This window comes from Halobacillus aidingensis (assembly GCF_900104185.1).
In the GTDB taxonomy this organism is placed as follows: Bacteria; Bacillota; Bacilli; order Bacillales; family Halobacillaceae; genus Halobacillus; species Halobacillus aidingensis.
Map to the genome: position 1 here is coordinate 26,301 of NZ_FNIZ01000007.1, position 14,064 is coordinate 40,364.

Genomic DNA, 14,064 nt, shown 5'->3' on the forward strand with positions numbered 1-14,064 from the left:
AGAGGTGGACGTATGATTGAATTCAATGATGTAACGAAAATTTACGGTGGCGATGTAAAAGCCATCGATGACATTTCGATGACCGTGGAGGACGGAGAATTCGTCATCCTGCTTGGGCCTTCCGGTTGTGGAAAAACGACATTGCTTCGAATGGTCAACCAGTTGGAGTCGATTTCCCAAGGAGATATTAAAATTCAAGGTCAGAATGTACGAGAGATGGACAAAATCAAAATGCGCCGGAATACAGGCTATGTCATTCAAAGCAATGGTCTGTTTCCAAACATGACGATTGAAGACAATACGATGATCGTTCCTGATCTGCTCGGCTGGGACCGGAAAAAGAAAAAAGATCGCTTCAATTACTTAATGGACCTTGTTGGTCTGAACCCTGATGATTACCGCAAACGATTTCCTCATGAACTCTCCGGTGGTCAGCAGCAGCGTGTAGGTGTCGCCCGTGCGATGGCTGCCGACCCACCAGTCATGCTTATGGACGAACCATTCGGAGCTCTGGATCCGATCATCCGTGAAAAAGTCCAGGACGAATTTTTAGCGATTCAGAAAGAAGTGAAGAAGACGATTTTATTCGTCAGTCATGACATTGATGAAGCGGTTCGTATGGGGGATAAAATCGCGCTTCTTCGTGACGGAAAGGTGCAGCAATTCGATCGTCCATCTGAGCTGTTGATCCGTCCAAATAATGATTTCGTATCCGACTTCGTAGGGAAAGATCGTGTTCTTCGCAGCATGTCCCTTTACAGCGTAGAAGATCTTGTCACGACTTTCGGACTGAAAAATAAGGAAGACACGATTACGGATACGAAAGAGATTTCCATTGATACTTCCCTTAGGATTGCGATCAGCATGCTGCTCAATCAGGAAGCGGATCAATTGGTGATCGTCGACCGCCAGGGGCAGGCGAAAGGGAGCCTGACTTTCGATTTGATTGAGAAATTTCTGCACCAAGAAGTGAAAGGCGCATAAAGGAGGAAAAAAGATGAACGCAAAAAAAGTGACATCCTATGTCATCCGGCTCATCCTTTGGACCCTCGTCATCGCCTTCTTCTTTTGGGCGATCAGTGAGAACATGTTCGGCAAAATTTTCGAAGAGCCCGGCAAGTTCATGGAGCTGCTTGGCAGACACTTGGAGCTCGTATCCATTTCCGCAGGGCTTGCGATTTTGACATCCGTGCCGCTCGGAATATTGATTACACGACCTTCGTTCCGTCGCTCAGAATGGCTCATCGTAAACATTGCCAACTTGGGCCAGACGATTCCGAGTCTGGCCGTTCTTGCCCTTGCTATGGGTTTCTTAGGAATTGGACTGAAAGCTGCCATCGTGGCGCTTTATATTTATTCATTATTGCCGATTCTGCAAAACACGATTGCCGGACTTGATTCCGTCCGTCCGGAAATGAAGGATGCAGCCAAAGGGATGGGGCTGACACCGGCACAGGTTTTATTCAAAATCGAATTGCCGGCGGCCGCTTCATCCATCATTGCAGGCATCCGTACGGCCGTCGTCTTGAACATAGGTACGGCCGCTCTCGCTTATTTGATCGGTGGCGGCGGTCTAGGTGTCTGGATTTTTACAGGAATCCAATTGTTCGATAACCAGACACTGATCAGTGGAGCTGTCCCTGTAACGCTGCTCGCCGTCTTAGTTGACCTATTGTTCAGAGGTATCGAGTACTTGCTCGTTCCAAAAGGAATTCGCTTAGCACGTAAATCAGCAATGGAATCTGTTTAATCAGGAGGAATATTATATGAAAAAATTATGGATCGTTGTGACCGCACTCATTCTAAGTGCATTCGTTTTGACAGCTTGTGGTGGAGATGAGAAAAAAGTGACAGTAGGTGCGAAGAACTTCACAGAGCAATTCCTACTTGCTCAAATGTCTACCATCATGCTTGAAGACAATGGATATACCGTTGAAGAAAAAAGTAATCTAGGAAGCTCAGCTTTACGTCAGGCGCTGACAAATGGGCAGGTTGACGTCTCTTGGGATTACACAGGGACAGGTCTTGTCACGTACTTAGGAGAAGAGCCGATTGCAGATAAGCAGGAAGCCTTTGAAACTGTGAAAAAAATGGACATGGAACGTAACGACGTTTATTGGACGAACCTATCTGATGTCAACAATACCTATACACTCGTCATGCAGCAAGATCAGGCAGAAGAGTTGGGCATTCAGTCCATCAGTGACCTCGCCACATACATCAATGAAAATCCAGGAGAATTGAAATTCGGTACGGATGCAGAGTTCGCTGAGCGTGAAGACGGTCTCCCAGGCGTCGAAGAACTTTACGGATTTGAATTCGGGGACGAAAACGTTTCAGAAATGACATACGGTTTGCAGTACGATGCCATTGCCAATGATGAAGTGGATGTCGCTGTCGGTTTCTCTACAGACAGCCGTATCGAAGAATTGGACTTGATGAACTTGGAAGATGATAAGAGCTTTTTCCCTTCTTATAATGCCGCTCTTGTCATGACGAACGAAACGCACGAAAACAAATCAGAAATTGAAGAAATCCTTGCACCTTTGACAGAACTCGATAGTGAAACGATGCGTAAATTGAACTATCAAGTAGATGTTGAGGAACGTTCGGTGAGAGAAGTGGCTGAGACGTTCCTAAGCGAGAATGGTTACTTGAGTGGAGAATAATGGGAAGAAAGCAGACAACGATGCGTTGTCTGTTTTTTTTGTATGGGAAACTTATTTCTTTTATTGTAAAGTTTCACAAATCCTTTGATGTAATTTGGAAAAATGTGTTTATTTTTGTAGGAGAAAGGTTATAGAAGCCTAGGTGGAAAATAGTGGGATGTACAAGTCAGCTTCTGTCTCTACATAAACCAGCCTCTTTTTTTACCGAATACAATTCGGGAGTGTTTGGATGTTAAAAAAGTGTAACCTGCTGTTTTTGAGTCTTTTGGTGTTGTTCCTGTTTCCGCTTCAAGTATTCGCGGCGGACATGTCGGCAGAGGAAGTGTTGAAGAAATCGAATGAAGCGATGAAGAATCTGGATAGCTATTCTATGAAACAAGTATCAAAATCGAAAATGCCGATGATGAATGAAGGAGAGGGAATGGAAACAAAAACCATGGCCGATGTTACTATGGATCCCTTCGCCTTTTATTTGAAGACAGAATTGGCGGGTGAGACGACGGAGTCTTATTTTACAGAAGAAGGGTACTATAGTGAACTTTCAGGGCAAGGCTGGGTTCAGCTATCCGATGACTCCAGCCAGGAAATGATGATGTCGATGCTTGCTGAAGGTCAAATGGCGCAGGCGCTACCTCTAGCCAAGGATATGAGTGTGGAAGAAAGTGATGGTTCCTATGTTCTTCAATATGAAGGAGATGGAGAGCAGCTTTTGGAAATGTCGATGAAGATGCTTCAGCAGGGAATGGGTTCTAGTGAAGGTGAAAGTGGTCTAAAGGAATTGGGTGAAGAACTGCTTGATAAAATCACAATCAATGACGTGACCTATAAAATGACGATAGACAAAGAGAACCACTATTTAACGTCCACCCACGTTCAATTGGAAATGGAAATAGAAACGGAAGAAGGACCGCCGATGCCTGTCACTCAAGAGACAGAAATGACATTGGATAATTTTAATGGCGTCGGAGAAATCGAAATCCCTCAAGAAGTGTTGGATAAGGCTCAACCGATTGAAGATGCAATCGGAGGCGAACTTCCTGATACAGCAAGCCCGCATTCAATGTATGCATTACTTGGCGCAACACTGGTGCTGTTTGCTGGAAGTGTTTTATTCATGAGAAAAAGATCTGTACAATAAAATAAGAGCTGGGCTTAGGCCTGGCTCTTTCATCCTTCAATTGACAAGGAGGCCATTATGCTAAATAAAGTTCTGTTCATGCTTGTCGTTATAGGGTTTTCTTGTGCCGCTTACTTCACATTTCAATGGTGGGACTCCACCCAGGCTGTTGAAAAGGTGACAGAAGAGGAAATAAATGAATGGGAATCCCATGATCAGGGAGAGGAACCGCCTCAAGTGGTGGTGAAAAATCATGACAAACCGAAACAACCTAGATATTCAAATGAACTACATAAGTTTGACAATGGGGAGAAAGTGGGGCGATTGATTATTCCACTTTTGAATAAAGGCTATTCCACCTATTGGGGCACGGATGAACAGTCGCTTCATCAAGGGGTCGGAATGTTCATTAGTAAATGGACGACGACACCTGATGAAAAGCGTCATACGGTCCTTAGCGGTCACCGGGAGACCGTTTTTACACAGCTTGGGGAAATTGAGAAAGGAGCACCGCTTTTTTATGAATATGAGGGAAAACGGTACAAGTATGAAGTTGAGAAAACCTGGGTCACGGACGAAGACGATCGATCCGTCATCGTCGACCACGAGGACCCGACTCTTACACTTACTACATGTTACCCTTTCGATTTCATAGGAAGTGCCCCGGAAAGGTTTATTGTACAGTCAAGGTTAGTCGATGTGCAGGAAATAGAATGAAACAGTGTTGAACGGAAGAACTTTGGCTCCTCTGTTCTTACTGAATCCTGCACAGGCACGGATCCAGGCTCTTTTACTGGTGAATCCCCACCCTTTAAATGTCAAAGGGCATAAAACCTTTTATACTACTGGTGAAGAAAGAGGGTCTGTGAATGTCTGCTTTATTTCTTTTAGTAGGAATTCTAGGGTTGATTGTTTACGTATATTTCACAAGAAAAAGCTTTTTTTCTGATGAGCGGAATGTGAAATTGTGGATCATGTTGTTTGTTTTTTTGCCTCTGTTAGTTATGGGGTTGTGTATCTCCTTATCATTTAATTGAATCTTTATCTTGTCATCATTCTTATAGGACAGATGCGATTTTACTCTGGCACCGACTGAAAAATGATACGTGGATGAGAGAGTTGGAAAAAGGAGTTTCTACATAAGGAAGTGCTTTTTGTGCAAACTAAGGGAAAACAGGGAGTAGGTGGAAACGATGACGTTGTACCGGCTCGGTTATGTAGCGATGAGTGTGAATCTGCAGAACGCTTCACCATCTCAAACGATGACCTACAAACGATTTTCCGAAATTCGTGATGTTGAGGCAGCCAAGCGGAAGCTGGAACGGATTGCGAAATCAAACCTTCACAACTGTCTACGGTTATTAAAACATAATAAAGCTCATGATATTCATTTTTTCAGACTGAGTTCCCGACTTGTCCCCCTTGCTACGCATGAAGAGTTGCAAGGATGGGATTATTTGAATCCGATCAAGGAAGAACTTGCAGAATTAGGTGCTTTTGCGAAAGAAAACAAAATGAGGTTGGATTTTCACCCCGATCACTTTGTGGTCATCAATTCTCCGACTCAAGGAATTTTTAAGACCTCGATGGGAGTGCTCAAATATCATTATCTGCTCCTCCATCATATGGGACTTGATCCGACTCATCGATGTGTTTTCCACCTTGGAGGAAGGTATAAGGACAAAGAAAAGTCGCTGGAGCGGTTCATCGAAAATTGGGCAATGGTCCCATCCGGCATTCAAAAAACTGTAATGATTGAAAATGATGATACGTCCTACACGTTAGCAGATGGTCTTTATGTCTGTGAAAAATTGAACATTCCGCTTGTCTTTGACCTCCACCATCATTATGCGAACAATGAGGGAGAGAACTGGGAAGAACACTGGCCGCGGGTTGTCGGTACGTGGAGCCATTCCCCCCATCCTGTGAAAATGCATATTTCAAGCCCCAAGAGCGAAAAGGACTTTAAAAGTCATGCCGATTTCGTCGAGCTTGATATGTTTCTTGAATTTGTAAAGAAAACGAATGGCTCAACAGAGCAAATCGATTGCATGATTGAAGCGAAACAAAAAGATGAAGCCCTGTTCCGTCTTGTAGAAGAGCTGAAGCAGCACCCGAACGTAGAGATGCAGGATGACAGTTCGTTTATTTGGAAAGATTAGGTATCTATTGGAGCAGGCTCACTTATGAAAATCTCCTTGTTTCGCACGTTCAAGGCCTCTTTTGATCAATTTTTTCAGACGACGTTTGATTCTTAGAAAAGGGATGAGTCTGTCTTCTTTCATCAGTTCATAAGTCAGATGAGCGAATTCCTGTCTTTCTTCTGGCGTCAGAACGATGACTTCTGCAGGTTCTTTTTTAGGAAAAGGAATTAAATCTCCCACACGCATCGCCTCCTTCTTAAACATTTATGCAGAAGGCTACATAAAATGCTCCAAATTAAATGTGGACAGAAAGGAAAGATGCCCCACTTCTACTGAGTATGCGCTTGGTAGGAGGTGGGGCATTTTTTTATGGGAGTAAGAGTGTAGAATGCTCATTCCATCTAAGAGAATACGGTTATAGAGAACGGGTTGCCGGACATGGTGTCATAGATTCAGCATGGTATAATGGAAAGGAATGGTTATTGTATCGGAATTTATCAACTAGGTTCTAAGGGAGGTTGCTATGTCTGATTTTAGGTTAACCATAGAGATCCGAAAGCCTTCTTATGCGCAGAATAAAACGGTAAGGGATTCAATTCCTCGTTCCTTATGGAATTCTGTACGGTACCATGTCCTTAAGAAAAGCGATTTTAAATGCCGAATATGTGGCTTTCATGATGAAGAGAAACTGCATGCGCATGAAGTCTGGGAATATGACGAAGAAAAGTTCCTGCTGATTCTAAAAGATATACAGTCTTTGTGCAGGTCCTGCCATGATTTAAAGCATATTCACCATGTTGGACATAGAAGTAAGAAAAATAACTTTGTCATGCGAAATTTAAAGAAACATTTTATAAAGGTCAATGAATGTACAGAGAAAGATTTTCGAAGGCATTATCGAAATCAGTTAGCAAAGAGTACGGCGGAACCAGTGAAAAGGTCTGTGGAAGACTTAATAGAAGTAAGGGAAATAAGGGAAAGAGAAGCGTTTCTGAAGGAACAAGATTGGAAATTTATGATTGGAAGAGATGTTCCATTAGCTAACGAGATTGAGTCGAAACTCGATAAAAAAGGGTTACTCTATGTGAGAGAAAGTCAATAGCTCGAATTTAATTCATACACGATAGAGAACGATACAACAACAAGCAAAACAAACGTGCGTTGATATACGCACGTTTGTTTTTTTAGTGAGACTTACCCTTCCCAAGCCGGAAGCATTTGACTAAGCGGTTTATCTTTCCTATAACCGAGCACATATTCCGCCTGCATAATCGTGTGGATCTCACGAGTTCCTTCATAGATGACAGGAGCTTTGGAATTCCTTAAATAACGCTCGACCGGATATTCATTGGAATACCCATACGCGCCGTGAATCTGCACAGCATCGTCTGCCGCCTGATTGGCAAAATCACACGCCTGCCATTTAGCTAGTGAGGTTTCCCTCGTGTTTCTCACGCCTTTGTTTTTCAACGCACCTGCCCGGTACACGAGGAGGCGGCTCATGTGGAGGCCTGCTTCCATTTTCGCAATCATCTGCTGGACGAGCTGGTGTTTACCGATTTCTTTTCCAAACGTTTCTCTTTCTTGACAATAGTCCACACTCGCTTCAAGACAAGCCATGATCTGCCCGCAGGCTCCTGCAGCCACCGTGAACCGTCCGCTATCCAGGGCTGACATGGCGATCTTGAAGCCGTCTCCTTCGTTTCCGAGCAGGTTTTCTTTCGGTACCTTCATCCCGTCAAAAAACAACTCGCCCGTGTTACCTGCACGGATCCCCAGCTTTCCTTTCGTCGCTTTCGATGAGAATCCTTCATAAGTTCTTTCAACAATAAAACAGGAGATGCCGTGGTGTTTCTTGCTTTTATCCGTATAAGCAAATACTAAAAAGTGATCGGCCACATCACATAGGGAAATCCATGTTTTCTGTCCGTTCAAGACATAATGATCACCGTCGAGTGTCGCGGTCGTCTGCAATGCCGCAACGTCAGATCCGGCCGCAGGTTCCGTCAGGCCGAAAGCTCCGATTTTTTCTCCTTTCGCCTGCGGAACTAAGTATTTCTGCTTCTGTGATTCTGTCGCCCACTGAAGGAGTGTCATGCTGTTCAAGCCGGTATGGACGGAAACGGCTGTCCGGAAAGCGGTGTCTCCACGTTCGAGTTCTTCACAAACAATCGCAAGGGAATTGTAATCCATTCCACTCCCGCCATAAGTTTCAGGAATGCACACACCCATAAGCCCAAGCTCCGCAAGCTTCTTCAACGTCTGCTGATCGAAGTGTCCTTTCGCGTCCCATTCTCCGATATAGGGCATGATTTCATGGTCGACGAAACTTCGGACCGCTTTCCTTAACATCACTTGCTCATCACTGAAATCAAAGTTCATTTCGTTCACTCCTTAAACCTTGTGATCCTTTTTCCATTCTTGGATCGTAGTTTTGTCATACCCGAGTCTCGTAAGGATTTCTTCTGTATGTTCACCTGCCTCCGGTGGGTGCTGCTTGTAATCTACCGGCGTGCGGGATAATTTCAATGGACTGCCGATCATTCCAACATCACCTGCTTTTGGATGTTTGCAGGTGAGGAACATTTCGCGGGCTTTCAGCTGCTCATCTTTACAAACCTCTTCGAGCGATTGAATCGGGCCGAAGGGGATTTGTTTTTCCTGACACCGGCTTTGCCAGTAAGCGGTATCTTCTTTTAAAAGCAGCTCCTGTAAAATCCTCGAGAGTTCTGCTCTGTTTTCCACCCTTCCTGCATTCGTAGAAAATAGAGGATCCGCAGCAAGCGAAGGTTGTCCGACGATCGCGCATAGTTGAGCGAATTGACGGTCATTCCCGACAGCGATGACCATTTCACCGTCAAGGGAGCGGAACGTTTGGTATGGCACGATGTTGGCGTGATGATTTCCGAGCCGCTCAGGTACTTTTCCGGTCATTAAAAAATTGCTCCCGATGTTGATGAGGGAACTGACGGCAGAATCATATAGAGATAGATCGATTTTCTGACCTTTTCCGGATCGTTCCCGTTCTAAGAGAGCTGTTTGAATTCCGATACAGGCATACAGCCCTGTGAGGATATCCGTGATCGCCACACCAAGTTTCTGCGGACCGGACTGGTCATCCCCCGTAATGCTCATCAAGCCGCTCATCGCCTGAATGATGAAGTCATAGCCGGGAAGGTGCTGGTAAGGGCCTGTCTCTCCGAAACCCGTAATCGAGCAGAACACGATTTGTGGGTTAATCTCTTTCAAATGGTCATACCCGAATCCGAGCCGCTCCATCGTTCCTGTCTTGAAATTGTTGATGACGACATCACTATCTTTAACGAGTTTTTCCATCACTTCTTTTCCTTCAGGAGATTTCAAATCCAGCGTCAAGCTCTTCTTATTCCGGTTGGCACATAAATAATAGGCACTCATCCCTTCTTTGAAGGGAGGTCCCCACGTACGGGTTTCGTCACTGCCCCCGGGGGCTTCGACTTTAATGATGTCAGCTCCGAGATCTCCGAGGATCATCGAACAATAAGGTCCCGCGAGAACCCGGGTCAAATCGAGGACGCGGATGCCTTCCAATGCGGCGGTCACCACTCATCACACCCTTTCACGATAGAAAAAGCCAGAAGAACCCATACGACGTATGAATCCAACTGGCTTGGGAAACACGGATCAATTCAGATAGGGGAGTTGTCCTTGACGGGCTATATCACACTATATGCAGCGATTTGGAAAAGATGACCTGGAAACTTTGTATCATAGAATGAGAAATGAATTAATAGGATAGAGCGATGGGACAACCAGAACGTTTGAAGGGGGTCTTTCTATGATCCAAAGCTCGAAGCAGGTGCGAAGCCTGCCACCTTATCTGTTTTCGATTTTTCATAAAAAGAAACTCGCGTTGACCGCTCAAGGGGTCGATGTCATCGATCTTGGCATCGGGGCCCCGGATTTGCCGACCCCGCCATTCATCATCGATCGTTTGACAGAAGAAGTGCGCAAACCGAAGAATCACAAATATTCCCCGTACGGCGGCTGCCGGGAGTTCAGAGAAGCCGTTGCGGATTTCTATAGATCTCACTATGACGTGGATGTGGACCCAGAGACGGAAGTCCTGACACTGATCGGATCGAAAGAGGGCATCGCCCATTTGATCAGTGCCGTCCTCGACCCGGGTGACGGGGTACTTGCTCCGGATCCGGGCTATCCGGTCTATCAATCGGGGATCCACCTTGCCCATGGCGTCACGGTCCGCTTTCCGCTCGATGAGGAAAACAGCTATGCACCACTTTTTGATCAAATCTCTCCAAGGGATGTTTCCAGGTCGAAAATGATGCTGCTCAACTATCCGAACAATCCGACAGGCGGAACAGTCGAATTAGACACGTTCGAGGAAGCCGTCCGCTTTGCTAAAGAACATAAACTCTCACTCATCCATGATGCCGCATATGATCTAGTGACTTTTGGAGATTACAAAGCTCCTAGTCTACTGCAGGTGCCGGGGGCGAAAGAAATAGGCGTCGAATTTGGTTCGCTGTCAAAAACGTTCAACATGTCTGGCTGGCGGCTTGGCTACATCGTCGGCAATAAAGAATTGATCCGCTCGCTCAGCGTGTACAAGAGCAATATGGATACAAGTCAGTTTTTACCGATTCAATTAGCAGGTGTCACAGCGTTGCGAAGTGATTTTTCATCGGTCAGAGCGAAAAACCGCACCTACGAACAGCGGCTCGATCTTATGATGAATGCTTTCAACGGAATGAATATCCACGCTGAAAAACCGAAGGGTACTTTTTTCATTTGGGCTGAAGTTCCTGAAGGATATACGTCTCAAGGATTCTCTGAAAAAATGCTCGACGAAGCTGGCATCATCTTGACTCCTGGAACAGCCTTCGGTCAAAAAGGAGAGGGCTATTTCCGGATGAGCCTTTCTGTTCCGATCGAGCGGCTGCATGAAGCTTCGATCCGTATGAAAAAAGCGATGAAAGGAGGCTGAATTCCATGGACGAACGTCATATGACGAGCGCGGAAGCCATCGTATCCTGTCTTCAAAGACAAGGCATCTCCAAAGTGTTTTGTGTCCCAGGGGAGAGCTATCTTCCCGTGATGGATGCCATTTTGAAAGAACCGGACATTGAGCTCATTTCGGCCAGACACGAAGGCGGTGCCGCTTTCATGGCGGAAGGGTACGCCAAAGCGAGCGGCACCCCGGGTGTTGTGATGGCGACGAGGGGCGTCGGTGCGGGCAACCTTGCGATCGGTGTTCATACGGCGTACCAGGACTCCACACCCATGGTCGTCCTCCTCGGGCAGGTGCACACGAACTTCAGTGGACGTGAAGGCTTCCAGGAAGTCGATCTTGAAGCTTTCTTCCGACCGATCGCTAAATGGGTGGCTGAAATCCGTGAACCGCCCCGGACGCCGGAACTCATCCAACGGGCGATCAGGATCGCCATGTCAGGAAGACCGGGGCCTGTCGTCATTGCTCTGCCCGAAGATGTTTTGAAAAAAGAAGCACTCATGTCATTCGGTCCTGTAATAAAAAGGCCGGCACCAAAGCCTTCGGATCAAGAAGTCATCGAGGTGGTCGACCGTCTCCGTTTAGCTGAGCGTCCGCTGATTTTAGCAGGTGGGGGAGTGAAGCTTGCGGGTGCAGAAATGGCTTTGAAAAGGCTCGCTTATAAATGGGGCGCGCCGATTGTGAGTGCATTCAGACGTCATGATGTTTTTCCGAACGATGATATCCACTATTGCGGACACCTAGGTTTGGGAATCCATCCGAACATTCTCGAGACGGTAGCTAAAGCGGATACGGTGCTCGCTGTCGGGACAAGACTTTCTGAAGTGACGACACAGGACTATTCGCTCTTCAAAGGGCAGACGCTGATCCACTGTGATATCGATGACAGCGTCCTTGGCAAAGTCTACCCTCCGGATGTGGGTATCGTAGCGGATGCCAACGAAATGCTGGAAGCTTTAGCTGATGCCGCCTACGGAAGAGATTTGACTTCATGGACAAGCGCGAGACGGAAAGCCTACGAGGCGACGCTCGTGACAGAAGGTCGCAAAACATTGAACGGGGAAGTGATTTCACTTCTTCAGGAAAACCTGCCGGAAGACAGTATTTTGACGAATGATGCTGGAAACTTCGCCGGCTGGCTGCACACGTATTTTCAATTTAAGAAACATCGATATATAGGACCAACTTCAGGGGCGATGGGGTACGGTATGCCGGCAGCGTTGGGAGCGAAACTTGCGAATCCTGATAAGAGTGTCGTCTCTCTATCTGGCGATGGTGGTTTCATGATGACTCTGCAGGAGCTAGAGACGGCGGTCCGATATGACATTCCGGTCATTAGCATCGTTTTCAACAACCGCATGTACGGAACGATCCGCATGCATCAGGAAATCCATTATCCGGGCGAAGTCATCGGTACGGATTTAGGGGAAGTCGCTTTTTGGAAAGTGGCAGAGAACCTAGGTGCTGCAGGTTTTCATGTGAAAACGGCAGAAGAGTTCAGACATGCTCTGGATCAGTCGCTGGTTTTGGACAAGCCTGTGGTGATTGAAGTGGAAACAGATCCTGAACGAATATCATTATCAAAAACGATCACTCAATTAAGAAAAAAAGGGGGAGAATCAAAGTGACATTGATTCATGAGGAGCAGTTAAAGAATTTCATTGATGGAAAATGGGTGGAGCCTTCTTCTGGCAAGGCGACAGCCGTCATTAATCCGGCGACATCTGAAACGTTGGTAAACGTCCCGTTATCGGCGGCTTCTGATGTGGAGGAAGCGACAAGTGCCGCAAAAAAAGCGCAGAAAACCTGGGCCCTCGTTCCAGCACCGCAAAGAGCAGAAGTGTTGTACCGCGTCGGTTTGATCATGAAAGAACGTAAAGAAAGACTCTCGCAGCTTTTGACGATGGAAAACGGGAAAGTCATTGAAGAAGCGCGTGGTGAAGTACAGGAAGGCATCGACATGGCTTTCTATATGGCAGGGGAAGGGCGCCGATTATTCGGGCAGACGACACCTTCAGAGCTGAAGGATAAATTTGCGATGAGCGTCCGCGCACCGGTCGGCGTCGTCGGCATCATCACTCCGTGGAATTTTCCGATTGCGATTGCGACATGGAAGTCTTTCCCTGCGATCGTTGCCGGAAACGCTGTCGTTTGGAAGCCCGCAACAGAAACCCCGATCATGGCGTATGAACTGGCGAAAATTTTTGAAGAAGCCGGGTTGCCAAAAGGGGTCATCAATGTCGTGTTCGGCTCAGGTTCCACGGTTGGAGAAGCAATGATCGAGCAAGAAGATATCCGCGTCATTTCTTTTACAGGATCGAATGAAGTCGGTCGCGGTATTGCAGGTAAATGCGGCCAACGCCTGAAAAAAGTTTCACTCGAAATGGGTGGAAAGAACGGCGTAATCGTCATGGATGATGCTGACTTGTCTCTCGCCGTCGAAGGTATTCTTTGGAGTGCCTATGGAACGAGTGGCCAGCGCTGCACCGCCTGCAGCCGTGTCATGGTCCACGAAAAGGTCAAAGATGAACTGGAAGAACGCCTTCAGAAGGAAATCGCCAAACTTTCAATCGGAAACGGACTGGATGAATCGATCAAAGTCGGTCCGATCATCAATCGTGCGGGTCTTGAAAAAGTGAAAAGCTATATCAGCATCGGCAAAGAAGAAGGAGCCAAACTTCTGACCGGCGGTTATATCATGGAAAACGGGAATCACAAAAAGGGAAATTACTTCGCTCCGACTTTGTTTACGGATGTGAAACCGGACATGCGCATCGCCCAGGAAGAAATTTTCGGTCCGGTCGTTTCCTTGATCCCTGTGAAAAGTTTTGAGGAAGCTGTTGAAATCAACAATAGTGTGGAATTCGGCTTGTCGAGTTCGATTTTCACACAGAACGTGAACCAAGTATTCGCCGCTCAGCGGGATTTAGATACAGGCATCGTATATGTGAATGCAGGGACGACAGGGGCTGAAATTCACCTTCCTTTCGGCGGTACGAAGGGGACCGGAAATGGCCACAGAGATTCTGGAGTGGCTGCCCTTGATGTGTTCACCGAATGGAAAGCCGTGTACGTCGATTTCAGTGGGAAACTGCAGCGTGCACAAATCGATGTCGAGTAATT

The 14,064-nt window shown here is 46.5% G+C and carries 13 protein-coding genes; 10 read left to right on the top strand and 3 right to left on the bottom strand.

The annotated features are described in order from the left end of the window. The first annotated feature begins 12 nt into the window (after positions 1–12). The 6 genes from BLS23_RS08430 to uvsE all read left to right on the top strand — a co-directional run bounded on the left by BLS23_RS08430 (position 13) and on the right by uvsE (position 5,948). Positions 13–984, top strand: a complete 972-nt coding sequence (locus tag BLS23_RS08430) for an ABC transporter ATP-binding protein (protein ID WP_089652114.1) — start codon at positions 13–15, stop codon at positions 982–984. A 13-nt stretch (positions 985–997) separates the two neighbouring features. Next, complete coding sequence (locus tag BLS23_RS08435) at positions 998–1,750, top strand: ABC transporter permease (RefSeq protein ID WP_089652115.1); 753 nt, start codon at positions 998–1,000, stop codon at positions 1,748–1,750. Between the two features lie 16 nt (positions 1,751–1,766). Beyond that, positions 1,767–2,669 (top strand): ABC transporter substrate-binding protein, encoded by a 903-nt coding sequence (locus BLS23_RS08440; RefSeq protein ID WP_089652116.1) that lies wholly within the window; start codon positions 1,767–1,769, stop codon positions 2,667–2,669. 229 nt (positions 2,670–2,898) lie between these two features. Then, complete coding sequence (locus BLS23_RS08445; RefSeq protein ID WP_089652117.1) at positions 2,899–3,807, top strand: DUF6612 family protein; 909 nt, start codon at positions 2,899–2,901, stop codon at positions 3,805–3,807. Between the two features lie 57 nt (positions 3,808–3,864). Beyond that, positions 3,865–4,503: a class D sortase gene (locus BLS23_RS08450; RefSeq protein WP_089652118.1), complete on the top strand. Its 639-nt coding sequence runs from the start codon at positions 3,865–3,867 to the stop codon at positions 4,501–4,503. A 476-nt stretch (positions 4,504–4,979) separates the two neighbouring features. Then, entirely contained in the window at positions 4,980–5,948 is a 969-nt protein-coding gene (gene uvsE / locus BLS23_RS08455; RefSeq protein ID WP_089652119.1) for a UV DNA damage repair endonuclease UvsE, read from the top strand. An 18-nt stretch (positions 5,949–5,966) separates the two neighbouring features. Here the strand turns inward: uvsE and BLS23_RS08460 are convergent, their stop codons facing one another. Next, on the bottom strand, positions 5,967–6,170 hold the full coding sequence (locus tag BLS23_RS08460) for a hypothetical protein (RefSeq protein ID WP_089652120.1): 204 nt from the start codon (positions 6,168–6,170) through the stop codon (positions 5,967–5,969). A 283-nt stretch (positions 6,171–6,453) separates the two neighbouring features. On the opposite strand from BLS23_RS08460, the gene BLS23_RS08465 reads away from it, so the two are divergent. Beyond that, positions 6,454–7,032, top strand: a complete 579-nt coding sequence (locus BLS23_RS08465) for a hypothetical protein (protein WP_089652121.1) — start codon at positions 6,454–6,456, stop codon at positions 7,030–7,032. Positions 7,033–7,124: 92 nt separating this feature from the next. Here the strand turns inward: BLS23_RS08465 and BLS23_RS08470 are convergent, their stop codons facing one another. Beyond that, on the bottom strand, positions 7,125–8,312 hold the full coding sequence (locus tag BLS23_RS08470) for an acyl-CoA dehydrogenase family protein (protein WP_089652122.1): 1,188 nt from the start codon (positions 8,310–8,312) through the stop codon (positions 7,125–7,127). Positions 8,313–8,324: 12 nt separating this feature from the next. Continuing rightward, a complete protein-coding gene (locus tag BLS23_RS08475; RefSeq protein WP_089652266.1) occupies positions 8,325–9,512 on the bottom strand; it encodes a CaiB/BaiF CoA transferase family protein in 1,188 nt (395 codons plus the stop codon). A 235-nt stretch (positions 9,513–9,747) separates the two neighbouring features. On the opposite strand from BLS23_RS08475, the gene BLS23_RS08480 reads away from it, so the two are divergent. The 3 genes from BLS23_RS08480 to BLS23_RS08490 are packed head-to-tail and all read left to right on the top strand — an operon-like array spanning position 9,748 to position 14,062. Beyond that, positions 9,748–10,917 (top strand): aminotransferase class I/II-fold pyridoxal phosphate-dependent enzyme, encoded by a 1,170-nt coding sequence (locus tag BLS23_RS08480; RefSeq protein WP_089652123.1) that lies wholly within the window; start codon positions 9,748–9,750, stop codon positions 10,915–10,917. A gap of 5 nt (positions 10,918–10,922) precedes the next feature. After that, entirely contained in the window at positions 10,923–12,569 is a 1,647-nt protein-coding gene (locus BLS23_RS08485) for a thiamine pyrophosphate-dependent enzyme (RefSeq protein ID WP_089652124.1), read from the top strand. After that, positions 12,566–14,062: an aldehyde dehydrogenase family protein gene (locus BLS23_RS08490; protein WP_089652125.1), complete on the top strand. Its 1,497-nt coding sequence runs from the start codon at positions 12,566–12,568 to the stop codon at positions 14,060–14,062. The genes BLS23_RS08485 and BLS23_RS08490 overlap by 4 nt, the downstream gene beginning before the upstream one ends. Positions 14,063–14,064: the final 2 nt, after the last annotated feature.

Excerpts from the sequence above, each read along its gene's own strand:
- BLS23_RS08430 (WP_089652114.1), top strand. The coding sequence starts at position 13 with ATGATTGAATTCAATGATGTAACGAAAATTTACGGTGGCGATGTAAAA.
- BLS23_RS08435 (WP_089652115.1), top strand. The coding sequence starts at position 998 with ATGAACGCAAAAAAAGTGACATCCTATGTCATCCGGCTCATCCTTTGG.
- BLS23_RS08440 (WP_089652116.1), top strand. The coding sequence starts at position 1,767 with ATGAAAAAATTATGGATCGTTGTGACCGCACTCATTCTAAGTGCATTC.
- BLS23_RS08445 (WP_089652117.1), top strand. The coding sequence starts at position 2,899 with ATGTTAAAAAAGTGTAACCTGCTGTTTTTGAGTCTTTTGGTGTTGTTC.
- BLS23_RS08450 (WP_089652118.1), top strand. The coding sequence starts at position 3,865 with ATGCTAAATAAAGTTCTGTTCATGCTTGTCGTTATAGGGTTTTCTTGT.
- uvsE (WP_089652119.1), top strand. The coding sequence starts at position 4,980 with ATGACGTTGTACCGGCTCGGTTATGTAGCGATGAGTGTGAATCTGCAG.
- BLS23_RS08465 (WP_089652121.1), top strand. The coding sequence starts at position 6,454 with ATGTCTGATTTTAGGTTAACCATAGAGATCCGAAAGCCTTCTTATGCG.
- BLS23_RS08470 (WP_089652122.1), bottom strand. The coding sequence starts at position 8,312 with ATGAACTTTGATTTCAGTGATGAGCAAGTGATGTTAAGGAAAGCGGTC.
- BLS23_RS08480 (WP_089652123.1), top strand. The coding sequence starts at position 9,748 with ATGATCCAAAGCTCGAAGCAGGTGCGAAGCCTGCCACCTTATCTGTTT.
- BLS23_RS08485 (WP_089652124.1), top strand. The coding sequence starts at position 10,923 with ATGGACGAACGTCATATGACGAGCGCGGAAGCCATCGTATCCTGTCTT.